The organism is Streptomyces sp. NPDC046900, assembly GCF_040644975.1.
Taxonomy (GTDB): Bacteria; Actinomycetota; Actinomycetes; order Streptomycetales; family Streptomycetaceae; genus Streptomyces.
The window spans coordinates 73,198-95,976 of record NZ_JBEYXD010000032.1; the positions used below are offsets into that span (position 1 = coordinate 73,198).

Annotated in this window: 17 protein-coding genes; 15 read left to right on the forward strand and 2 right to left on the reverse strand. The window is 70.7% G+C overall.

Going from position 1 to position 22,779, the window contains the following annotated elements:
• Positions 1–21 precede the first annotated feature (21 nt).
• The 13 genes from ABZ904_RS27470 to ABZ904_RS27530 all read left to right on the forward strand — a co-directional run bounded on the left by ABZ904_RS27470 (position 22) and on the right by ABZ904_RS27530 (position 17,871).
• The gene (locus tag ABZ904_RS27470; RefSeq protein ID WP_359393792.1) at positions 22–1,236 is read left to right on the forward strand and encodes a hypothetical protein; all 1,215 of its coding nucleotides are present in this window, start codon (positions 22–24) and stop codon (positions 1,234–1,236) included.
• A gap of 742 nt (positions 1,237–1,978) precedes the next feature.
• A complete protein-coding gene (locus tag ABZ904_RS27475; protein ID WP_360998097.1) occupies positions 1,979–2,470 on the forward strand; it encodes a hypothetical protein in 492 nt (163 codons plus the stop codon).
• Positions 2,471–2,568: 98 nt separating this feature from the next.
• The gene (gene pstC, locus ABZ904_RS27480) at positions 2,569–3,507 is read left to right on the forward strand and encodes a phosphate ABC transporter permease subunit PstC (RefSeq protein WP_359393787.1); all 939 of its coding nucleotides are present in this window, start codon (positions 2,569–2,571) and stop codon (positions 3,505–3,507) included.
• Positions 3,508–3,509: 2 nt separating this feature from the next.
• Positions 3,510–4,730, forward strand: a complete 1,221-nt coding sequence (pstA, locus tag ABZ904_RS27485) for a phosphate ABC transporter permease PstA (protein ID WP_360998094.1) — start codon at positions 3,510–3,512, stop codon at positions 4,728–4,730.
• A gap of 115 nt (positions 4,731–4,845) precedes the next feature.
• Positions 4,846–6,474 carry a phosphate ABC transporter substrate-binding protein PstS gene (gene pstS, locus ABZ904_RS27490; RefSeq protein WP_361825998.1) on the forward strand — a complete coding sequence of 543 codons (1,629 nt, stop codon included), beginning with the start codon at positions 4,846–4,848 and terminating at the stop codon, positions 6,472–6,474.
• Positions 6,471–9,023 carry a hypothetical protein gene (locus ABZ904_RS27495; protein ID WP_360998090.1) on the forward strand — a complete coding sequence of 851 codons (2,553 nt, stop codon included), beginning with the start codon at positions 6,471–6,473 and terminating at the stop codon, positions 9,021–9,023. The genes pstS and ABZ904_RS27495 overlap by 4 nt, the downstream gene beginning before the upstream one ends.
• A gap of 98 nt (positions 9,024–9,121) precedes the next feature.
• Positions 9,122–10,132 (forward strand): substrate-binding domain-containing protein, encoded by a 1,011-nt coding sequence (locus ABZ904_RS27500; RefSeq protein WP_360998088.1) that lies wholly within the window; start codon positions 9,122–9,124, stop codon positions 10,130–10,132.
• Positions 10,133–10,177: 45 nt separating this feature from the next.
• Entirely contained in the window at positions 10,178–11,752 is a 1,575-nt protein-coding gene (locus ABZ904_RS27505; RefSeq protein ID WP_360998086.1) for an Ig-like domain-containing protein, read from the forward strand.
• Positions 11,753–11,892: 140 nt separating this feature from the next.
• Positions 11,893–13,752, forward strand: a complete 1,860-nt coding sequence (locus ABZ904_RS27510) for a DUF916 domain-containing protein (RefSeq protein WP_361826001.1) — start codon at positions 11,893–11,895, stop codon at positions 13,750–13,752.
• A gap of 48 nt (positions 13,753–13,800) precedes the next feature.
• On the forward strand, positions 13,801–14,700 hold the full coding sequence (locus ABZ904_RS27515) for a hypothetical protein (RefSeq protein ID WP_359393772.1): 900 nt from the start codon (positions 13,801–13,803) through the stop codon (positions 14,698–14,700).
• 31 nt (positions 14,701–14,731) lie between these two features.
• Complete coding sequence (locus tag ABZ904_RS27520; RefSeq protein ID WP_361826003.1) at positions 14,732–16,030, forward strand: Ig-like domain repeat protein; 1,299 nt, start codon at positions 14,732–14,734, stop codon at positions 16,028–16,030.
• Complete coding sequence (locus tag ABZ904_RS27525) at positions 16,027–16,977, forward strand: sortase (RefSeq protein ID WP_360998079.1); 951 nt, start codon at positions 16,027–16,029, stop codon at positions 16,975–16,977. The genes ABZ904_RS27520 and ABZ904_RS27525 overlap by 4 nt, the downstream gene beginning before the upstream one ends.
• Before the next feature lie 114 nt (positions 16,978–17,091).
• Positions 17,092–17,871 carry a phosphate ABC transporter ATP-binding protein gene (locus ABZ904_RS27530; RefSeq protein WP_360998160.1) on the forward strand — a complete coding sequence of 260 codons (780 nt, stop codon included), beginning with the start codon at positions 17,092–17,094 and terminating at the stop codon, positions 17,869–17,871.
• Between the two features lie 733 nt (positions 17,872–18,604).
• Here the strand turns inward: ABZ904_RS27530 and ABZ904_RS27535 are convergent.
• On the reverse strand, positions 18,605–19,282 hold the full coding sequence (locus ABZ904_RS27535; protein ID WP_360998077.1) for a class I SAM-dependent methyltransferase: 678 nt from the start codon (positions 19,280–19,282) through the stop codon (positions 18,605–18,607).
• A 461-nt stretch (positions 19,283–19,743) separates the two neighbouring features.
• Between ABZ904_RS27535 and ABZ904_RS27540 the strand changes: the two genes are divergently transcribed.
• Both ABZ904_RS27540 and ABZ904_RS27545 read left to right on the forward strand, forming a co-directional pair.
• On the forward strand, positions 19,744–20,964 hold the full coding sequence (locus tag ABZ904_RS27540; protein ID WP_359393763.1) for a M20 family metallopeptidase: 1,221 nt from the start codon (positions 19,744–19,746) through the stop codon (positions 20,962–20,964).
• A gap of 398 nt (positions 20,965–21,362) precedes the next feature.
• Complete coding sequence (locus tag ABZ904_RS27545; protein ID WP_359393761.1) at positions 21,363–22,400, forward strand: BMP family ABC transporter substrate-binding protein; 1,038 nt, start codon at positions 21,363–21,365, stop codon at positions 22,398–22,400.
• Positions 22,401–22,419: 19 nt separating this feature from the next.
• Here ABZ904_RS27545 and ABZ904_RS27550 read toward each other — a convergent pair.
• Positions 22,420–22,779 (reverse strand): transposase (locus ABZ904_RS27550; RefSeq protein WP_361826006.1); only part of this gene is annotated, 360 nt, incomplete at its 5' end.

Here is a 22,779-nt window from a genome sequence, read left to right on the forward strand (position 1 = left end):
TTACGGGACGGTCGTACGCCGATGAGCCCCCGCGCCGGATCCGCCGGCCACCACACGCTGGCCTTCGTCGAGAGCCCCGTGCAGCTCCTGAACGTGCTGGAGTGGGCGCACGCACACGCGCTCCGCACGGCGGGGAGCGGTGCGCCCGGGCGCCCTGCGGCGATCCCCGCACAGGGTGGCCCGCGGTCCGGCGAGGGGCGTACATCGGCGGACGACGCGGGGGCGGCCGGACATCCGGCGCCGGGGGGACTCACCCTCGTGGTGCTGTCCCCGACCGACCCGATGACCCGTGGCCAGCTCCGCCGGATGGCGGAGCTGGCCCGCGACGAGGGCTACGTGGTCCGCTGGGAGGAGGCGCGGGGCGGTACGGCCGCGCCGTTCCAGACGATCGGCGGCCTCACCCGGCTGCTGCGCCGGGCGCACCGGGTGGTGATGGGAGACCCCTTCTCCCGCTACGTCCAGCTGCTGCTGACGATCACCAGGGCGCGCGAACTGGTGGTGGTGGACGACGGCACGGCGACCATGGAGTTCGTCGCCCAACTCGCCCGCGGCGAGCGTCTGGTGCGCTGGCACCGCAAGGGCGGCCGCCGGGGCCCACGTGACCTGCTCTTCGCACCGGTGTCGTCGTCGGCGCGGCGCCGTCTGACGCCGAGCGCCCGGCGCACGGTGGAGGTCTTCTCGGCGATGCCGATCGAGGAGGTACCCGCCGGGGTCACGGTCACGGCGAACGACTTCTCCTTCACCCGCGCCCGCTTCGGGCCGCCGCGCATCACCAAGGGCGCGGACCTGGTCGGCACCTCCCTCGTCGAGACGGGCGTGGTGGACGGCGAGCGCTACCTGGAGGCGGTGATGGCACTCGCGCAGGCACACGGCGCGCGGCGCTACTTCGCCCACCGCCGTGAAAGTCCGGAGAAACTGCACAACTTGGCGGTGCGGACCGGCCTCGAGGTGGTCCGCCCCGATCTGCCGCTGGAACTGATCGCGCGTCGCGGTCCCATCGGCCGTACGGTTCTCAGCTTCCCGTCCACGGTCGTCCACACCCTGCCGCTGGCCCTGGCCGGCACGGAGGTGCGGGTGGCGGTGTGCGACATCGACCCGGCATGGCTGACCAACGGGGCGTCGCCGCGGGCCCAGGGCTTCCTGTCGGGAGTCACGGGTGCGGCGCGGGACGTGGACCGGCTGCCCTCGACGGCGGAGCGGGATGTGTCCGCCGGACAGGATGTCGCGGCGGGTTAGCGCCGCCGAGCCCTCAGGATCCCCCCAGGCCGCGCGTCGCACCGGCGCGCTCCGGCCATTCACTCTCCCCGCGTGGAGCCGACAGGCGCCGCGCGGGGAGAGTCGTTTCCCCCGCGGGCACCGTGGACAGGGAGCCCGCGGTAGGGACTTGGCCCGACCGGATCAGGGCGAACCGGGCTCCGGAAGGGCGGATTCCTCGCCTGATCCGGGCCCGGCCGGCCCGGCGTCATGCCGGGTGTCGCTTCGCTGCCCGCGTCTTCCGCTTCCGGCCGGCGGCCACGGCGGCGGCCGTCATGGCGGCCGCCGGCGGGCCGTCGCCGGGATGCTCATCTGCCTGCGCGGCATCGTTCAAAAGTGATCGAGTTCGCTCTGCCAACCGTCTTGGCGCCGCTGCGGTGATGTCATCGGGGCGCCCTCCCCGAACGGACTCCGCTTCGGTTCGATCCCGTTGCCGTGCACCTCCGTTGGGCCGTGATCGCCATGTGCGCGCCCGGTACGGGAAGCCCCCACATCTCCCCCACATCTCCCCCAAGCCCTCGAACTCTTTCGTTCATCTCCCCTGCGTTCGGCCTTTACCCATCTGTGGGCACAGCTCGTACAGAACTCGGCGACTCTCGGTTCGCTTTGGGTGGTGATTCCGCCGCTGGCGAAAAACTGCTCAATGCGGTGAAGGGGAGAGGGGGTGGTTTCCATGGTTCCGTCGCGGTTCTTGTACGTAGTTCGCGGGGCGCAGCGAAGACCCGTGGGGGGTGAACCGTCGGTCGGTTGGCGGCTCATCGGATCCAACCACCGTGAACTGGGGCGCAGCGCGGAAACGTTCGCTGGATTCGAAGAGTGCCGGGCCGCCGTGCAGCGGCTCCGGGAACGGATCGCGGACGCCAGGATGCTGCTGACCACGTCGGAGGGGGCGGGGGGCTGGAGCTGGCGCCTGGAGATCGACGGCCAGGCGGTCGCGGTCGCAGGGCGGCCGTATCAGCGCCAGCGGGACTGCCAGTACAACGTGGGTCAGTTCTTGAACGCGGTCCCGGTCGCCGAGCTGACGGAGCCGACGGCGCACGCGCCGCGGGGGATCGGTGGCTCGCGTCCGCACGAGTCCGGCCAGGCCTCCGGCGACCGGTCCGGTCCGGCCAAGGCGGGCCTCTCCCGAGCAGAGTCGGATGGCGCAGGGCGCGCCCGTTCCGGCGAGGACGACGGTACCGATGCCCCTGACCGGGCTGGAGTGAGTGTGAGATGAGCGTGGTCATACCCCGACTCGGGAGACCGGCGGAACCCGATCCGGAACCCGGTCACTCGGACGAGGCGAGACGTGCCTCGCGCGGGAAACCCGAACCGGTGGACCTCGCCTTCCGCGGGTTGCTCCGCGGCAGCGGCGCCATCGTGTTGGCGATCATGCTGCTGGTGGGTGTCTTCCTCACCTTCCGCGCGTTCCAGGCGCTGAAGGTCGCCAAGTGGTCGTTCCTCACCACCTCCGCATGGGAGCCGGACTCCCATCACTTCGGTATCGCCGCTGTCCTCACCGGCACGGTGCTCATCGGCCTGACGGCGATCACCATCGCCGTGCCGCTGGCGCTCGGCACCGCGCTCTACATCTCGGAGTACGCGCCGCGGAGGCTGAAGCGGACTCTGGTCAGCCTGGTGGACCTGATGGCCGCCGTGCCGAGCGTGGTGTTCGGCCTCTGGGGCGCCTTCTTCCTCCAGGGGCATGTGGTCGGGCTCTCCCGCTGGATCTCCACGTACTTCTCCTGGATCCCGATCTTCAAGGTCGACGGGGCCGACCCGAGCGACCCGCTGCAGGCGACGACGGTCTACACGTCCTCGACCTTCATCGCGGGAATCGTCGTGGCGCTCATGGTCACGCCGATCACCTGCTCGGTGATGCGGGAGACCTTCTCGCAGGCGCCGGCCGGAGAGCGTGAGGGCGCCCTGGCGCTGGGCGCGACCCGCTGGGGAATGATCCGCGCGGTCGTCCTGCCGTACGGGCGGGGCGGCATCATCGGTGGCACCATGCTCGGCCTCGGACGGGCCCTGGGCGAGACCATCGCCATCTACATGATCATCTCGCCCGTCTTCGCCGTGCAGTGGCACATCCTGCAGAACGGTGCCAACTCCGTCTCCGCGCTGATCGCACTGCGCTACGGCTCCGCGAGCCAGTTCGGCATGTCGGCCCTGATGGCCGCCGGCCTCGCACTCTTCCTCATGACCCTCGTCGTGAACTTCATCGCGTCCACGATCGCGGCCCGCAGCCGGTCGGGTGTGGGAACGGAGGCCTGACCATGACCACCGAAGTCCTCAAAGAGCCGGCGGGGCAGACCGTACTGCCGACCGCCGCCGGCCGTGACAACACGCCCGAAGTCCGCCGCAACACCACGTCCTTCAAGGGTTCGGACCTGTTCGCCCTGGTGGGCGCGGCGGTGGGCTCGCTCTCGCTGACCACGTTGCTGTTCGTCTGGATCGCCCCGTTCGACGCGTTCCTGGGCTTCGTCGTCGTCGCGTACCTGCTCTTCATCGCCCTGTACGCCGTGCTGGTCTCCTTCGACGAGAACAGCACGGCGGTGCGGGACAAGGTCGCCGCCGTCCTGTGGCACAGCCTGGCCGCGCTCCTGGTGGGCGCACTGGTCATGGTGGTGGTCTACACACTGTGGCGCGGCAAGTCCGCTCTCGTGCACCTCAACTTCTTCACCGAGGACATGTCGAGCACGGGACCGCTCCAGCCGCTCAGCGACGGCGGCCTGCTGCACGCGATCGTCGGCACCCTGGAGCAGATCTCCATCTCCCTGACCATCACCGTGCCGCTCGGGCTCGCCTGTGCGGTGTTCCTCAACGAAGTGCCCGGACGCTACGCGCGTTTCGTGCGCACCATCGTCGAGGCGATGACGGCGCTGCCGTCGATCGTGGCCGGTCTGTTCATCTACGCCACCGTGATCCTCATCCTCGGTGTCGACAAGTCCGGGTTCGCCGCCGCGCTGGCGCTCAGTGTGATGATGCTTCCGATCATCATCCGCGCCTCCGACGTGGTCATCCGGCTGGTGCCGGGCTCGCTGCGCGAGGCCTCGTACGCCCTGGGCGCGAGCCGGTGGCGCACGGTGTGGACGGTGATCCTGCCCACCGCGCGCTCCGGTCTGACCACCGCGGTGATCCTGGGCACCGCCCGCGGCATCGGTGAGACCTCGCCCGTGCTGCTCACCTCCGGGATCAACGCCGGAATGAACGCCGACCCGCTCCACGGGCCGCAGATCTCGCTGCCGCTGGCCACCTTCGATCTGGTGCGCTCGCCTCAGCCCAACTACATCGTCCGGGGGTTCGGCACCGCCGCCCTGCTGATGGCTCTCGTCCTGCTGCTGTTCGTGCTGGCCCGAGTGATCGGCGGGCGCGGCCCCGGCGAGCTGACCCGCAACCAGCGGCACCGGCGTGTGCTGGCCTCGCGCCGGGACGCCGAACGCATGAGCAGGCGCGTCCACCTCAGGACCCCCGCCAGCACCCCGGACACCGAATAGCCGCGCTCCACCACCACGGCCCGCACTCACCCACACTGACCAGGAGTCACCAGCCATGCCCGGATCGCCTCCGGCACCCTTCGCACGCCTGAGAGCCGTCACTGCTCTCTTCCTCTTGGCCGCCCTCCTGTTCGGCGCCGCCCCAGCAACCGCCGCGACCTACGTGCCGATCTCGGGTGCCGGCTCCACCTGGAGCCAGAACGCTCTCGACCAGTGGCGGGCCAACGTCAAGCAGTACGGCATGACCGTGAACTACAACGGCACGGGCTCGTCGGACGGCCGCAACCAGTTCCGCAACGGAACCGTGGACTACGCCGTCTCCGAGATCCCCTACGGCGTCAAGGACTCGGGCGTCGTCGACTCGGCGCCGTCCCGCAAGTACGCGTACATGCCGATCGTGGCCGGTGGTACGTCGTTCATGTACAACCTCACCATCGGCGGCAAGCGGGTGACCAACCTGCGGCTGTCCGGGCCGGTCATCGCCAAGATCTTCACCGGCCAGATCAAGCTCTGGAACGACCCCGCCATCAAGGCCGACAACCCCGCGCTCAAGAACGCCCTGCCCGCCCGCCAGGTCGTCCCGGTGGTGCGCTCCGACGGCTCCGGCACCACGGCCCAGCTCACCACCTGGATGAGCAAGCAGTACCCGTCGCTGTGGGACGACTACTGCCGTCGCGCGGGCCGCAGCACCCCGTGCGGTACGACCTCGAACTACCCGGTCATCCCGGGCAGCCGCATGGTGAGCCAGGCGGGCTCGAACGGTGTCTCCGGCTATGTGGCGCAGGCCGGCAACGTGGGCACCATCACGTACGTCGAGTACTCGTACGCGGTCTACACCACCGGCTTCCCGGTGGCCAAGGTGCTCAACAAGGCCGGGTACTACACCGAGCCGACCGCGAAGAACGTGGCGGTCGCGCTGCTGAAGGCGCGGATCAACGAGGACAGCTCCTCGCCCGCCTATCTGACGCAGATCCTCGACGACGTCTACAACGACAGCGACCCGCGCGCCTATCCGCTCTCCAGCTACAGCTACATGATCATCCCGACCAAGCTGGAGTCGAACTTCAACAACCAGAAGGGCAAGACGCTCGGCGCCTTCGCGTACTACTTCCTCTGCCAGGGGCAGCAGCACGTGGACAACCTGGGCTACTCGCCGCTGCCGAGGAACCTCGTGGAGGCCGGCCTCAAGCAGGTCCGCAGGATTCCCGGCGTCGACGTCCAGAGCATCGACATCAAGAGCTGCCACAACCCCACCTTCTCCACCGACGGCACCAACACCCTGGCCAACACGGCCCCTTACCCGCCTGCCTGTGACAAGCAGGGCCAGAGCCAGTGCGCCACCGGCACCGGCGGGGCCAAGACCCCGACCAACGTCGCCGGCGGATCGAACAACTCAGGCTCCTCCGGCGGTACGGGCGGCTCGGGCACCGGCACCACGGGTACGACGGGCGCCGGCTCGAGTGGTCCGTCCTCAGGCACGGGCAAGGGCAGCGGCGGCGCCTCAGGAACCCCCACCGCGGGCGCCGGCGCCACCGTGGACCCGGACACCGGCCAGGTCGTCGGGACGGACGGCGCCGCGGCCGGCGACACGGGAGTCGACGCGTTCGCCCAGCCCGTCAGCACCTCCCGGAGCATCAGCAGCGGCTCCCGGACCGCGTTGATGGCCATGGCCGGCGTGCTGCTGCTCGCGGTCACGGTAGGGCCTCCGCTGCTCAACCGGCGACTGAAGCGGGGCAAGTCATGATCGCTGCGCTCCGCCGCTTCGTCGCCACGTCCGCCGCCGTCGCGGTCGCCCTGCTCTCGGTGATCGGCACCGCCGTGCTGGTCTCGGCTCCCTCGCCCGCCGTGGCGGCCGACTCCGCGTCGCCCGTGACCGTCTCCGGTCAGGGCCCGTACGCCGACCTGAAGGTGACGGTCAGTCAGACCCGCAACCTGGTCAACCAGGTCCTCAAGATCACGTGGAAGGGTGCCTCCCCCACCACCACGGACACCACCTACGCCGCGAACTACCTGCAGATCATGCAGTGCTGGGGCGACGGCAAGAACGGACCCGACCCCGAGCAGTGCCAGTTCGGCGGCTCCTCCGCAGGGGGGCCCGGCCCGGTCGCGGGACAGCAGGGCGCGGGCGCGTACACCAACACCCGGCAGCTGAACTACGGCAGCAAGTTGGTGGACGAGGCGCAGAAGGACAAGATGCCGCCGCCGAGCAGCACCGGCATCTCGTACGTCCCCTTCCAACCGGTCGCCGGCAAGTTGATCAAGTTCGGTAACTGGAACGAGTTCTACGACGTCAACACCACCAACGAGGTCCCCTACGCCCGTACCGGCCCCAACGGCAAGGGCGAGGTCTACTTCGAGGCCCAGACGGGACTCGAGGCACCCGGCCTCGGCTGCGGCGAGGTACCCGCCGGGAAGTCCGGAGCGACTTCCGGGCGGAAGTGCTGGCTGGTCATCGTGCCCCGGGGTGACACCGAGGTGGACGGCAGCGTGTACACCTCGCAGCCCAGCGGAATGCTCCAGTCGTCGCCGCTCAGCGCGAGCAACTGGGCGCACCGCCTCGTCGTTCCGCTGAGATTCGAACCGATGGGCAGCTTCTGCCCGATCGGCGCCGACGAGCGCAGCACGCTCGGCAACGAGATGGTCGCCGAGGCGATCACCCGCTGGCAGCCGACCCTGTGCCAGTCCTCGAGCAAGACGATCTACGGCTACGCACAGGTCACCGACGACACCGCCCGCGCCAAGCTGGTCTCCGGCACGCCCGGGATGGTCTTCCTCGGCCGCCCGGCCACAGGCGACCAGGTTCCGTTCGACCAGAAACCGGTGTACGCGCCCGTCTCGCTGTCGGGTCTGACCATCGGCTTCTTCATCGAGAGCCAGGCGGGATTCAATGCGTCCGCCGAGGTCAGGGCGCGCGAGGGTGCACGGCTGACCTCGCTCAACCTCACCCCGCGCCTGGTCGCCAAGCTGCTCACGGAGTCGTACCAGGACGGCAACTCGCGCTTCGCGAAGAGCACCGAGAGCAATCCCTTCAACCTGGGCCGCGACCCGGAGTTCCTCAAGTACAACCCCGATTACAAGGACCTCGACTTCCCCGGCCGCATGGGCGACGTGCTCGTGCCCGAGGCCCTGTCCGACGCGGCATGGGACCTGTGGACCTGGCTGGGCCAGGACCCGGCGGCCCGGGAGTTCCTGAACGGCACTCCCGACAACGAGGGGCGGTACGGCGACCCCGCCTTCTCGGGCATGAAGGTCAACCCGAACTACCGGAAGATGGCGCTGCCCCGGGAGGAGTTCCCGAAGAGCGACCCGTTCTGCCAGACGTTCGACGACCATCCCGACAACCCGCTGTGCATCCAGGACAAGCACCCGTACGCCTCCGACCTGCACTCGGCCGCCCGGGGCGCCGCACGCGGAGACACGCAGGCCCGCACCTCCTGGGACAACACGCTCACGCCCCCCGCCTACAAGAAGGACCCGCCCCAGGCCGCAGGCAAGCGGGCCGTCCTCGCCCTCACCGACACCGCGACCGCGGCGCGCTACGGCCTGGTGACGGCGAAGCTGCAGAACGCCGCCGGCCGCTTCGTCGCCCCCGACACCCGGGGACTGCTCGCCGCGCAGGCGGCGATGAAGCCGAGTGGGGTCAGTGGGGTGCTCAGCCCCGACCCGGCCACGAAGAGTCCTGACGCCTACCCGCTCACGCTGCTCACCTACGGCGCGACCGTGCCGGAGAAGCTCACCAAGGCGGAGGGCCAGGACTACGCGGCCCTGCTGCGGTACGCGGTGGGCAACGGGCAGCGGCCCGGTGTGTCGTCGGGAACCCTGCCCGCGGGCTACGTCCCGCTGCCTGCGGCAGTCCGCGCCCAGACCCGCGCGGCTGCCGACGCCATCGCCACCCGGGCCGGCACCAAGCCGTCCACCCCGTCGACCGACGGCGGGACGGGCGGCAACGGCACGGGCGGAACGGGCAACAGCGGGACCACGGGCTCGGGCGGCGGTGCCGGAACGTCCGGCGAGCCCTCAAGCGCGGCCAGCAGCACCGCGGCTTCCCCGTCAGCTTCCTCCATACCGTCCGGATCGCCGTCCACCGCGCCCGCTGCCGCCTCCGGCAGCCCGCTGCTCCGGACCCCGCACTGGGCGCTCGGCGCCGTGCGCTACGCCCTACTGATCGCCCTGGTCACCGGCATCGCCGCTGCGATCTGCGGCCCCGTCCTTCCGACGGTCGTGCCGCGCCTCGCGGCCGGCGTCGCGGCCTGGCGCACCAGGGACAAGACGTCCCCGAAACAAGAGAGGTGATGCCCGAACCCGAAACACCGACAGGTCCGCGCCAACGAACTGTCCGAACACCGCGCCGGGCATCACCCGGCAAAAGCCTAACCCGAGAGGTATCGCACGTGAACAAGAGAATGGCAGCCGTCACCGCCGTGGGCATCGCCGGTCTGCTTACGGGTGCCATCGGCGCCCAGCAGGCGTCCGCCGACCCGTCCGGCACGCCCACCTACCGTCAGCTCGCGGGTGTCGGCTCCGACACCACGCAGGACGTGATGAACGCCATGGCCGGCCAGATCACCATCAACGGCACCAAGGTCCTCGGCTCGTACAACGCCGTCGGCACGGCCCAGATCACCACCAAGGACCCCGCCACCAAGCCGGGCTGCACCCTCGCCCGTCCGAACGGTTCCGGCGCGGGCCGCACCGCCCTGCTGAACTCGCTGCAGGCGAACGGTGGAGCCGGCGACGGCTGCGTGGACTTCGCGCGTTCCTCCAGCCTCAACCTGGCCGCCGCCAGCCCGGGCCTGACCTATGTGCCGTTCGCCGTGGACGCCGTGACCTACGCGATCACGGCCACCGGCGTGGTGCCGCGCAAGCTCAGCCTGGCCGACCTCAAGGCCATTTACCACTGCGACCCCAACTTCGTGGGCACCGGCCCCAACTACAGCCTCACGCCGTACCTGCCGCAGGCGGGCTCCGGCACCCGTAGCTTCTGGGAGTCCCAGATGGGCATCACGGACGCCGACGTGGTCGCCGGCGTCTACCCCTGCATCAAGGACCACAAGAACGGTTCCATCGTCGAGGAGCACGACGGCCGCATCATCGACGACACCTCGATCGCCCCGTTCTCCATCGCCCAGTACAACGCGCAGGCCTCGCAGACCATCCCCGACCTCCGCGGCCGGGCCATCCTCGGCACGATCGACGGTCTCGCGCCGAACGTCCTCAACAGCAACTTCGGCGTGAAGCGCGACGTCTACAACGTCATTCCGACCAGCAAGATCGGTACGGCGCCGTACAACGCCGTCTTCGTTGGCCCCAACTCCGCGATCTGCCAGCAGACCTCGGTGATCAACACCTACGGCTTCGCGGCCAACCCGAACTGCGGCGACACCAGCAAGCAGACCCCCTGACCTTCCCATTTCTTCACTAGATCCTCTTAGAAGGAGAGCACGACAGTGCTGAAGAAAACTCTCTCGCGGGCCTTGGTGGGCGGTCTCGCGAGCCTGGTCGCCGCGATGGCGGGTGGCCTGGTCATGGCCAACACCGCGCAGGCCGCCGAGATCGGTACGGCCACGGTCACCCCGTCGACCGGCACCGACACGCAGAGCATGTCGCTGACCACGTCGGGCGCCTGCCCGGACACCGCGACCAACATCATCGCCACGGTGCAGGGTTCGGGCTTCCCGGCCGGCGGCCAGAACGTGGTCGGCAACTCGCCGATCACCACCTACAACACGGACCCGAACGGCGGGATGATCATCCCGCTGACGTTCACGATGCGCGACTACGCCAACGTTGCCGGCTTCACCACGCTCCAGGGCAAGTACACCTTCACCATCACCTGCCGCACGGCGTTCAACGGCACCAGCCAGGGTGACTTCACGTCCGCGATCTGGTTCACGTCCAACACGACGTACCAGGACACCGACCCGGCCGTGAAGACCGACACCACCACCTCCCTCGCGGTGTCCCCGAACTCCCCGGTCACCGCGGGCAGCCCGGTGACGCTGACCGCGTCCGTCGCGCCCGCGGGCGCCGCCGGCCAGGTCCAGTTCAAGGACAACGGCGCGGCTCTGGGCAACCCGGTGACCGTCTCCGGCGGCCAGGCGCAGCTCACCACGAGCGCCCTCGGTGCCGGCAACCACTCGCTGACCGCGGTGTTCACCCCGACCAGCACCGCCTTCAACGGCTCCACGTCCAGCGCTGTCGACTACACCGTCGAGGCCGCCCCGGCGACCCCGACCACCACCGCGCTGGCCGTCTCCCCCGAGGGCTCGGCGGACAAGTTCAGCCCCGTCAACATGACGGCCTCGGTGTCGCCCGCCTCGGCGGCCGGCTCCATCAAGTTCCAGGACACCGTGGGCGGCACCACCACCACGCTGGGCACCGTGCCGGTCGCGGCCGGCCAGGCGTCCTTCAGCACCAGCAGCCTGCCGGAGGGTGACCACTCCTTCACGGCGGTCTTCGTCCCGACGAACCCCGACGCGTACGCCGGATCCACCTCCGGTGCCGTCCCGTACGTGATCGGTGCCTTCAAGGGCGTCACCGCCTCCGAGGACATCACCACCACCGTGCAGTCCGGTGCCCTGGTCATCAGCGTCGACAACCCGCACGTCACGCTGCCCTCTCCGCAGCTGAACGCCGACGGCGACCTGCTCACCACCGCGGGCGCGATCAACCCGGTCACGCTGACCGACACCCGCGCCGGTAACCCGGGCTGGTCCGTCAGCGGTCAGGTGACCGACTTCTCCGACGGTGGCTCGCACCAGATCAACGGCCAGAACCTCGGCTGGTCCCCGAAGGTGATCGACAAGGGCACGTCCCAGACGGTCACCGCCGGTTCGTCGGTGGACGCGGCCCACGGTGTCGCTCCCTCCGACTCGGGTGCGGCCGGCCTCAAGGCCTCCCACTCCCTGGCCAACGGCACCGGTCTGGGCACCGCGCACCTCGGCGCCGACCTGGCCTTCAACGTGCCGACCTCGACTGTGGCCGGCACCTACACCGCCACGCTGACCCTGACGGCCATCTGATCCGGGCCGCTGGGTGACGGGGCAGAACCTCAGCCCCTTTGAGGATCCGCCCCGGGCCGGGACGGGCAGTGATGCCCGTCCCGGCCACCTCCGCCCCTCCGCACACCAGGTACCGCCCGCGCCCGAACGGACGACCCGACATGATCACCACCTCAGCCCGCCGCATCGCCGCCCTCCTGGCCGCCTGCCTTCTCGCCGTCCTTCCGGCCGCGGCCGCTTCGGCCACCGCACCGGCCACGCAACGGAGCGACGCGGGGCACGGGGGTACGGGACGTACGACGTTCGGCGTCCAGCCCGCGGCCGCGAAGAAGCCCGACGCGCGGCCGAACTTCTCGTACGGCGCCACCCCGGGCGCCATCGTCAAGGACCACATCGCCGTCTTCAACTACGGCACGAAGCCCCTCATGTTGAAGGTGTACGCACAGGACGCCTTCACCACCGCCGACGGTGGCTTCGACCTCTACGCCGCCAAGCGCAAGCCCACTGACGCCGGTGCCTGGGTCAAGCTGGCCAAGAACCGGGTGAAGATACCCGCCCGCTCCCGAGTCATCGTGCCCTTCACCCTGACCGTCCCGACGAAGGCGACCCCCGGAGATCACACCGGCGGCATCGTCGCCTCGCTCGCGGCCTCGGCCACCGACAAGAAGGGCAACAAGGTCGCCGTCGACCAGCGGGTCGGCGCGCGTATCTACCTCCGTGTCTCCGGTGAGATCACGTCCCGGCTCGCCGTCGAGAACCTGCACACCGAGTACCACGGCACCGCCAACCCCTTCGGCGGCGGCTCTGCGACCGTGACGTACACCGTCCGCAACACCGGCAACGTGCGGCTGGCGGCCCATCAGGCGGTCAGCGTCCGCGACGCCTTCGGCGGCACGGCGAAGGTGGCGAAGCTCCGTGATCTCCCCGAACTGCTTCCGGGCGACGCCGTGACGATGACGACGACGGCCACCGGCGTTTTCCCGGCGTTCCGCGACACCGCGACGGTCATGGTCGACCCCCAGCCTGTGCGCGGCGACGTCAAGTTCCGCATCCTCCCCCGTGTCACCCGCACCGTGGCCTTCTCCGCCGTGCCCTGGGCGCTGCTCGCCGTGCTGCTCGTCCTCGCCGGCGCCGCCACGGTGTGGCTGGTACGCCGCCGACGTCGCCGGAACCCCCCGACCGGGACCGCCACCAAGTCCACGCGCACGATCGGCAAGAAGTCCGGTGCGAAGCAGGCGGTCGGCCTGGCGGCGGTCGCGTTGCTGACCGCCGGCGCTGTCGTGGCGGGCACACCGGGAGACGCACGGGCCGCGGACGCGGGGAAGCTCGCGGTCGCCCCGGCGAAGGGCACCGACACCCAGCCCATCACCCTCACCGCCGACGCGCCCTGCCCCGCGAAGACCACCAACGTCATCGCCCGTGTCACCGGAGCGGGTTTTCCGCGCGGCGGAAAGATCGTCGTCGGCAACGCGCCGCTCACCACGTATCCGGAGGTGCCGGCCGGCGGCCTCGCGATTCCGCTGACGTTCACCATGCGGGACTACGCCACCATGGTGGGGTTCACGACCCTGCGCGGCACCTACACCTTCACCGTGAGCTGCCTGAAGGGCCCCTTCGACCTGCGGAGCACGCGGGACTTCACGGGATCGCTGCAGTTCGCCACGAACACCTCGTACAAGGACGGGACCAAGGTCACGCTCCCCAAGGCGGCGGTCCCGCAGAGTCCTGCCTCCGAGGCACCGGCTCCGGGTGGGACGGCTCCGTCGTCCCAGGCGGCACCGGGGGCCGGACAGCCGGGGCAGACCGCACCGTCGGCCGTGCCGGGCGGCCCGGGGAGTCCGGGCGCCGCGTCCCTGAACGGAGTGCAGTCGAGCGCCGACCAGGGCTCCCGCACCGCGCTCACCGCATGGTCGGTCGGCGGATTCACCGTCTTCCTCCTCGCGCTCCTGACGGGCTTCGCCCTGTGGGTGCGCGGCCGCCGAGCCCGGACCGAGCAACCGAACACCGACACCGGCGAGTGAACACCACCGCCACCACGTCCTGACCCATTGCCAAGGGAGAGATACACCGTGTCCTTCACACCCCACAGTTCCCGGATGTCCCGGGCGGCCGCCGTCCGCGTCGGCTCGCTGATCGCGGCCTGCGGCGTGGCGGGGCTGCTCGTCACCGCGGTGACCGCTGTCCAGGCCTCGGCCGCGGACGCCGGTTCGATGGAGGTCACCCCGCCGACCGGCACCGACACGCAAAGCATGTCGCTGACCACGTCGGGCGCCTGCCCGGACACCGCGTCGTACATCATCATGTCGGTGAAGGGCAAGGGCTTCCCGGACGGTGGCCAGAACGTGGTGGGCAACTCGCCGATCACCACGTACCACACCGCGCCGAACGGTGGCATGGAGGTGCCGCTCACGTTCACGATGCGCGACTACGCCAACGTCGCCGGCTTCACCACGCTCGAGGGCCGTTACGACTTCACGCTGACCTGCCGCACGGCGTTCAACGGCACCAGCCTCGGCGACTTCACGGCGCCGATCTGGTTCACCTCGAACACCGCGTACCAGGCCACCGACCCGGCCGGTCCGACCAGCTCGCCGACGAACACGTCCAGCACGTCCGCGACCCCCACGGACACGGCTACGCCGACGGACACCGCGACTCCCACCGACACGGGTGAGCCCACCGACACGGGTGTGCCCACCGACACGGGTGTGCCCACCGACACGGGTGTGCCCACCGACACCGCCACCCCGACGGACACCTCGACGGGCGACGGGTCCCAGGACATCTCGACCAACGTCAACGGTGGTGCGTCCGGCGGCTCGGGCAACGGCGGTTCCCTGGCGGCCACCGGCGTCAACGCGGGCGTGCTCGGCACCCTGTCGGCCGCGCTGGTCCTCGCGGGTGTCGTCGTCGTCCGCCGCGCCCGTGCGCGTGAGGACTTCCCCACCGCCGACACCTCGAACAGCTGAGCTGGAAAAGACTGGGAGATAACGACACATCATGCATGTCAAGGCTGTACGCCGCTCGTTGGCGGCCACGCTCGTGTCCGTGCTCGCCGCCGGAGCGTTCGTGCTGGGCACCGGCGGTGCTGAGGCCGACGTCATCGGTTCGATGGAAGTGACCCCGGCCACCGGCACGGACACCCAGGGGATCCTCCTCACCACCTCGGGCGCCTGCCCGGACACCGCAACCAACATCATCGTCACGGTGAAGGGCAAGGGCTTCCCGGACGGTGGCCAGAACGTGGTGGGCAACGCGCCGACCACCATCTACAACACCGCGCCGAACGGTGGCATGGAGGTGCCGCTCACGTTCACGATGCGCGACTACGCCAACGTGGCCGGCTTCACCACGCTCGAGGGCCGTTACGACTTCACGCTGACCTGCCGCACGGCGTTCAACGGCACCAGCCTCGGCGACTTCACGGCGCCGATCTGGTTCACCTCGAACACCACGTACCAGAACACCGCGCCCGTCACCGCCACGACCACCACGCTCGCGGCCGGCCCGGCGAGCTCGGCCGTGCAGGGGACGGCCGTGAAGCTGACGGCGACCGTCGCCCCGGCTGCCGCGGTCGGCACGGTGCGCTTCCTCGACGGGACGACCCAGCTCGGCACCCCGGTCGCCGTGTCCGGTGGAACGGCCACCCTGACCACCAGCGCCCTGGCCGTCGGCACCCACACGCTGAAGGCCGCGTTCACCCCGTCCGACCCGGCGGTGTACGGCGCCTCGGCGTCCGCTCCGCTCTCGTACACGGTCAAGATCAAGCCCCCGGCGGTCGTCACGGCCGCGAAGGTGACCGGCACGGTGCGGGTCGCTTCCACGGTGACCTGCTCGGTGTCGTTCAGCGGCGCGTCGTCCACCAAGTACGCCTGGCTCCGTGACGGCAAGACGGTCAGCGGCGCCACCGCTCGCACCCATGGGCTGACCTCGACCGACTACGCGCACAAGATCGCCTGCCGGGCGACCGCCACGAACACCACGGGCAGCACGGCCTCGACCAGCCCGTCCGTGACCGTGGCCGTCGGCCCCGCCCTGAAGAACGTGGCCAAGCCCTCGATCGCCGGCACCCACCGGGTCGGCTACCGGCAGACGGCCCGTCCCGGGTCCTGGTCCCCGTCAGCCACGTCGTACAGCTACGTCTGGAAGCGTGACGGCTGGACGATCAGCGGTGCGACGCACTCGACGTACACCGCCACCCGCTCGGACCGCGGTCACAAGCTCACCGTGACGATCACGGCGAAGCGCACCGGGTACAGCAAGGGCACCGCAACCACGGCGTCGGTGAAGATCGGATGACGGCACCGACCGCCTCCCCGTCCGGGACCCTGGCAGCCGACAACACGTCGGCTGCCGGGCCCGGCCGGGTCCGGCCCCCCCGTCCGGCACGCCCGGCCGCCGGGCCCGGACTGCGTATTCTCAGCGCCGCGTTGAGCATCCTCGCCGCGCTGCTGCTCGGCTTTGTCGCCGACGCCGGCCTGGTCAGCGATCTGCGGCACGCCCGCGACCGCCAGGTCGACTACGCCGGCTTCCGCTCCGCCCTGGCCAATGGGGTCGCTCCGGTGGGCCGGTCCACCGGCGGCGGTCGCGCGCCGAACCCCGGTGAGCCCGTGGCGCTCCTGGAGATCCCCGCGCTCCACCTGCGTGAGGTGGTCCGCGAGGGCACCACCGCCGACGACCTGTCCCGTGGCCCCGGTCACCGCCGGGACACGCCGCTGCCCGGTCAGTCCGGGGTCAGCGTGATCATGGGCCGTCAGGCGACGTACGGGGGACCCTTCCGCCGGCTGGGCGAGCTGAGCACCGGCGACACCCTCACCCTCACGACGGGGCAGGGCAAGCACACCTACCGGGTCATCGGGCCGCGCCGGTCCGGCGACCCCCAGCCGCCCGCACCGGCCGAGGGCCACGGGCGCCTCACGCTCATCACGGCCGACGGCACCCCCTTCGTGCCCCGGGGCATCCTGCGGGTGGACGCGGACCTGGTCTCCACCGCCCAGCCCACCCCCGCGCCCGCCGTCGCCTCCGGTTCCCTGCCGGACGACGAGAAGCCGATGGCATCCCAGCAGACGGCCTGGCTGCCGCTCGTGCTGTGGGGTCAGGCCCTCGTCCTGGCCGCCGCGGCCCTCGCCTGGGCGCACGCCCGCTGGGGCCGGCCGCACACCTGGGTGGTCGGTGTCCCGCTGCTGGGCGCGCTGGGCCTGATGGTCGCCGACCAGGCGATGCTGCTCCTGCCCAACCTGCTGTGACCCCTTGCCGTGACCGAGTACCCCACCGCTGAAGCTGATGAAGGACAAGCCGTGACCGACCAGACAATCCAGACCGAGACCACGCTGCCCCTGCCCCCGGTCGCGGCGGCCGAAGTGACCGGAGCGTCTCTCGAAGCCCGCAAGATCTCGGCCTGGTTCGGCGACCACAAAGTCCTCGACCGCGTGTCGCTGACCATGCCGTCCGGCCTGGTCACGGCACTCATCGGCCCCTCCGGCTGCGGCAAGTCGACGTTCCTGCGCATCCTCAACCGGATGCACGAACTCGTCCCGTCCGCCTCGCTGGCCGGCGAGGTCCTGGTCGACGGCCAGGACATCTACGCCCACGGGCAGCGGCTGACCGAGGCGCGGCGGAAGGTCGGCATGGTCTTCCAGAAGCCGAACCCGTTCCCCGCGATGTCGATCTACGACAACGTCACCTCCGGTCTGAAGCTGACCGGCACCCGGGTGAGCGGCGACGCCAAGGACGACCTGGTGGAGGAGTGCCTGACCAAGGCAGGCCTGTGGAAGGAGGTCAGGGACCGCCTCCGCCAGCCGGGTGGCGCGCTCTCCGGCGGCCAGCAGCAGCGTCTGTGCATCGCCCGCTCTCTCGCCGTGCGCCCGCAGGTCCTGCTGATGGACGAACCCTGCTCGGCCCTGGACCCCACCTCCACGCGCCGTATCGAGGAGACCATCCGCGAACTGGCCCATGAGGTGACCATTGTGATCGTCACCCACAACATGCAGCAGGCCGCTCGCGTCTCCGACCAGTGCGCCTTCTTCCTGGCCGAACAGAACACCCCCGGCGCCATCGTGGAGCACGGACCGACACCGGCGATGTTCTCCAACCCGACGGACCCCCGGACCGCCGACTACGTGGAGGGCCGCTTCGGCTGACGGACCGCTCCGGCGGCGCAGGTCCGGACGACATCCCGGCGGCTCGCGCTCCGTTGCCCGGTCGAGGAACATAGACCGCGACAGTCGGCGCGTGCCCGCCGCGGGAGAGAGCGACGGTGCGCGAACGGCGGGTCGGCCGCCGGCGCCTGCGCGCCCGTCGCCGTCGTCGATCCGGAGGCGCGAACCGACCGCCGGCCCGGCCACGCCCGTCGCCGTCGCTGAGCCGGAGGCGCGAACCGACCGCCGGCTCGGCCACGCCCGTCGCCGTCGCTGAGCCGGAGACGCGAACCGACCGCCGGCTCGGCCACGCCCGTCGCCGTCGCTGAGCCGGTGGTGTGGACCGGCCGCCGGCGTCTGCGCGCCCGTCGCCGTCGTCGATCCGGAGGCGCGAACCGACCGCTGGCCCGGCCACGCCCGTCACCGTCGCTGAGCCGGTGGTGTGGACCGGCCGCCGGTGTCTCCGCGCGCGTCGCCGTCGCTGAGCCGGAGGCGCGGCCCGGCCGCCGGCGTCCGACGCGATGCTGAGCCGGTGCCGCGGACCGGCCGCCGGCGTCTGCGCGCCCGTCGCCGTTGCCAAGCCGCAGGTGCGGACCGGCCGCCGGCACTGAGCCCGAGGGGCGGACCAGCCGCCGACTCCGTACGCCTCCGCCCGGCCCCTCGGCGCTTCTCGCCGACCGGCCGGGCGGCCCCGTTCCGGGGCCCGTGGCGCCCCGCCGGAGCCTTCAGGGGCTCCTCAGGCCCCGTCGTCCTGAGCGTCCTGCTGCTTGCCGGCCAGCAGGAAGGCACGTTGCCGCTTCCCGTCCGCCTCCGGCTCCAGCAGCGTGTACGCCCGGACGGGCAGATCGGCCTTCGCGAGATGTGCCGCGATCGTGTCGGGGGCGTGCCAGTGGTGGTCCAGGGCCATCTGGTGCCCGAGGCCCTCCGTCGCCGCTACGTGTTCATCGTCACCTGTCTCGAACGCCACAAGGGCGTGCCCGCCGGGGGTCAGGACCCGGTGGAACTCGGCGAGGACCGTGGGCAGGTACTCCTGCGGCACATGGATGATCGAGTGCAGCGCGGCGATGCCGCCGAGGGTCCGGGGAGGCAGGTCCAGGGCCGTCATCGTGCCCACATGGAAGCGGACATCCGGGTGCGTGCGCCGGGCCAGGGCCACCATGCGGGGGGACACGTCGACCCCGAACACGGGCACCCCGAGGGCGTGGAGTCTCGCCGTGAGATGACCGGCGCCGCAGCCCAGATCGGCCACCGGGGCGGGACCGTGTTCCCGCACCAGGTCCGCGAACCCGGTGACCAGGGCACGGTCCACCGGGCGGGTGGCGAGACCGTCGGGGAAACGGGCGGCGTAGTGGGGGGCCATGGCGTCGTACGAGACCCGTGTGGCGCGTATGAAGTCCGGTTCCTGGGCGTTCACGCTGGCGCACGCTACTCGGCCGGACGGGGGACCGGGGGCGGGCTTTCGAGGGTTCACCGTCCCGCCATGTGGACGTCGGTCTCGGCCTTGGAAGCCGAACCGGCGTATGGAGCGGTGCTTAAGGGAGAGGAACGGGGGCGTGGCGTGGTATCCGTGGGGTACGCGGGAATGGAGCCCGGTCCTCCGGACGTTCCCCGCGACGGGACGCTCGGACTCGGGAGCGGTCCCGTGCAGGGATCACGGGGCGCCCTCCGCGGCGCCGGACGGCTCCGCGGCCACCCCGACGGACCCGGTCGACATCCGTTGATCCCACCGCCCGGAAAAGCCGGGTGAGTGTACCCATCCCAACCGCCGGATATGCGGCGGGCGGCCGACTTTTCTTCGCCTGAGGGGCTGAAGTTTCGCCATCGAGGGCCGGTCGACCGCTCGGTCGCCCTACCCTTCAAAGGGTGAACCATTTGATGTCCAGAGAGTCCGAGGCCGATCACCCCGGGGACGCCCTGCTCCCCGGCGCGCTGCCCGAGGCACTGCGCGCTGAACTTGTCGCCTTCCGCCGCGACCTGCACATGCACCCGGAACTCGGCAATCAGGAGTTCCGCACGACTGCCGCGATCAAGGAACGCCTCGAGAAGGCCGGACTTGCGCCGCGTGTGCTCGACGCCGGTACCGGGCTCTTCTGCGACATCGGCGACGGGGACGGCGTACGCCCCATGCTCGCCCTGCGCGCCGACATCGACGCGCTCCCCATCCCCGACACCAAGACCGACTGCGCCTACCGCTCCACCGTGCCCGACCGCGCGCACGCCTGCGGGCACGACGTGCACACCACGGTCGTCCTCGGCGCCGGACTCGTCCTCGCCGCACTGCACCGCGAGGGCAGGCTGCCGCAGCCCGTGCGGCTGGTCTTCCAGCCCGCCGAGGAGGTCCTCCCGGGCGGCGCCGCCGACGCCATCGTGTCCGGTGTCCTGGACGGTGTGGGGCGCATCATCGCCGTGCACTGCGACCCCAGGGTCGACGCGGGACGCATCGGGCTGCGGCACGGCCCCATCACCTCCGCCTGCGACCGGCTGGAGATCGCGCTGAACGGCCCCGGCGGCCACACCGCGCGCCCCCACCTCACCACCGACCTCGTCACGGCCGCCGCGCGTGTCGCCACCGAGGTGCCGGCGCTGGTCGCGCGCCGCGTCGACGCCCGGAGCGGACTCGGCGTCACCTGGGGCCGGATCGAGTCGGGCCACGCACCCAACGTCATCCCGCAGCACGCGGAGCTGTCCGGGACCGTGCGCTGTCTGGACCTCGACGCCTGGCGGCAGGCGCCCGACCTCGTGCACGCGGCGATCGACGAGATCGCCAACCTGTACCGGGCCAAGTCCGAGATCAACTACATCCGCGGGGTGCCGCCCGTCGTCAACGACCCCATCGTGACCGAGCTGCTGCGCGAGGCCATGGTCGCGCGCCGCGGCGTCCACTCCGTCGAGGACACCGAGCAGAGCCTCGGCGGCGAGGACTTCTCCTGGTACCTGGAGCACGTGCCGGGTGCCATGGCCCGCCTCGGTGTCCGCCGGCCCGGGGACCGCCTGATCCGCGATCTCCATCAGGGCGACTTCGACGTGGACGAGCACGCCATCACCGTGGGCGTCGAGCTGATGACGGCGGCGGCACTGCTGGACGCGGAGCGGTAGACCGTACGGGAGCGGGCGGTTCCGGGGGCGCCGACCGCGCGTCCCCGGGTTCCGGAGCGGTGGGCCCGAGGGACATCAGGGCGGTGCCGCGGGGCGCCGTCGGGGTGTCCCTCGGGGCACCCACGGAGGTGGCCGGAACCGGCTCCCGATCCGCGGCTTTCGCCCCCTTGTGACACTCCTCGGTAACGGCCGTCGCTCAAACGTGACCCGGTGGCGGCACGAATCGATAACGGCCGCGAGGAACCCCGTTCCCCTCCCCTTCTACGCGCGTTACTGTGCGCCGGAATCGCTGCTGTGGCGGCGCATTGGGGAAGCGGGCCGGTCACGGTGCCGTGGGGACGAAGGGGTGGCTTGCTGTGCGTGTGATCTCTCGGAGGACGAGGTTCTCCCAAGCTGCGGTGACCGTGGCGGTCATCGCCCTCGCGGCCGCTGGGTGCGGCAAGTCCAGCACGGAGTCGAACAGCAACTCCGACTCTGGCAAGAGCTCGTCCGGTTACACGGGCAAGGGCATCGGTCTGGCCTACGACATCGGCGGCAAGGGCGACCAGTCCTTCAACGACGCCGCCTTCGCCGGCTTCCAGAAGGCCGAGCAGGACTTCAAGATCGGCGGGCGGGACGTCGAGCCGAACGACAACGAGTCGGACGCCGACAAGGTGCAGCGACTCGAGCAGCTCGCCAAGGCGGGCTACAACCCGATCATCGGTGTCGGCTTCGTCTACGGGCCGGCCGTCAAGGAGGTCGCGGCCAAGTACCCGAAGATCACCTTCGGTATCATCGACGACAACACGGTCCAGGCGTCGAACGTGGCCGACCTGGTCTTCCACGAGGAGCAGTCCTCGTACCTGGCCGGTGTCGCCGCGGCGAAGACGACCAAGAAGAACCACATCGGCTTCATCGGCGGTGTGGACATCCCGCTCATCCACAAGTTCGAGGCGGGCTTCGACCAGGGCGCCAAGTCCGTCAACCCGAAGATCAAGATCGAGTCGCAGTACCTGACCCAGACGCCCCAGGAGGGCGGCTTCTCCAGCCCCGACAAGGGCAAGGAGGCGGCCAACGGCCAGATCGCGGCGGGCGCCGACGTGATCTACCACGCGGCCGGCCTCTCCGGTCAGGGCGTGATCCAGTCCGCCGCCGAGCACAAGGTCTGGGCGATCGGCGTGGACTCGGACCAGTACGAGCAGAGCGCGCTGGCCAAGTACAAGGACTACATCCTCGGCTCGGCCCTGAAGAACGTCGGCGGTGCGGTCTACGACCTGGCCAAATCCGTCGTCGACGGCAAGCCGCTGACCGGTGAGCAGCGCGGCGACCTCAAGTCCGGCGGTGTCGGCTTCGCGGACACCAACCCGAAGTACCAGGCGATGAAGGACGTCGTCGCGGCGGTCGAGAAGGCCAAGCAGGACATCATCGACGGCAAGATCACCGTCAACACCAACTAGGGCGCGTATTTGGTTGTGATCAACAGGTCGTCCGGGTGAGGTCCTTGAGCCAGATCATTGAGGCGCGCAGGTGGAGGCCGGCGAGGTAGCTGTCTGGGGTCTTGTCGTACCGAGTGGCGATGCCTCGCCAGGCCTTGAGCTTGTTGATCAGGCGCTCGACGGTGTTCCTCTCCTTGTACAGGTCGGCGTCGTGGCTGACGGGCCGGCCGCCCCGGGAGCCCTTCTTCCTCCGGTTGGCGGCCTGATCCGACTTCTCCGGGATGACTGCCTTGATGTGGCGTTTCCGCAGGTGGACCCGGTTGCCGCGGGACGAGTAGGCCTTGTCCCCGGCGACCGCGTCCGGACGGGTGCGCGGTCGGCCGCCGGGCCCGCGGACCCG

Coding starts and splice junctions, on each gene's coding strand:
- ABZ904_RS27520 (WP_361826003.1), top strand. CDS start 14,732: ATGCATGTCAAGGCTGTACGCCGCTCGTTGGCGGCCACGCTCGTGTCC.
- pstA (WP_360998094.1), top strand. CDS start 3,510: ATGACCACCGAAGTCCTCAAAGAGCCGGCGGGGCAGACCGTACTGCCG.
- ABZ904_RS27470 (WP_359393792.1), top strand. CDS start 22: ATGAGCCCCCGCGCCGGATCCGCCGGCCACCACACGCTGGCCTTCGTC.
- ABZ904_RS27525 (WP_360998079.1), top strand. CDS start 16,027: ATGACGGCACCGACCGCCTCCCCGTCCGGGACCCTGGCAGCCGACAAC.
- ABZ904_RS27510 (WP_361826001.1), top strand. CDS start 11,893: ATGATCACCACCTCAGCCCGCCGCATCGCCGCCCTCCTGGCCGCCTGC.
- ABZ904_RS27540 (WP_359393763.1), top strand. CDS start 19,744: ATGTCCAGAGAGTCCGAGGCCGATCACCCCGGGGACGCCCTGCTCCCC.
- ABZ904_RS27495 (WP_360998090.1), top strand. CDS start 6,471: ATGATCGCTGCGCTCCGCCGCTTCGTCGCCACGTCCGCCGCCGTCGCG.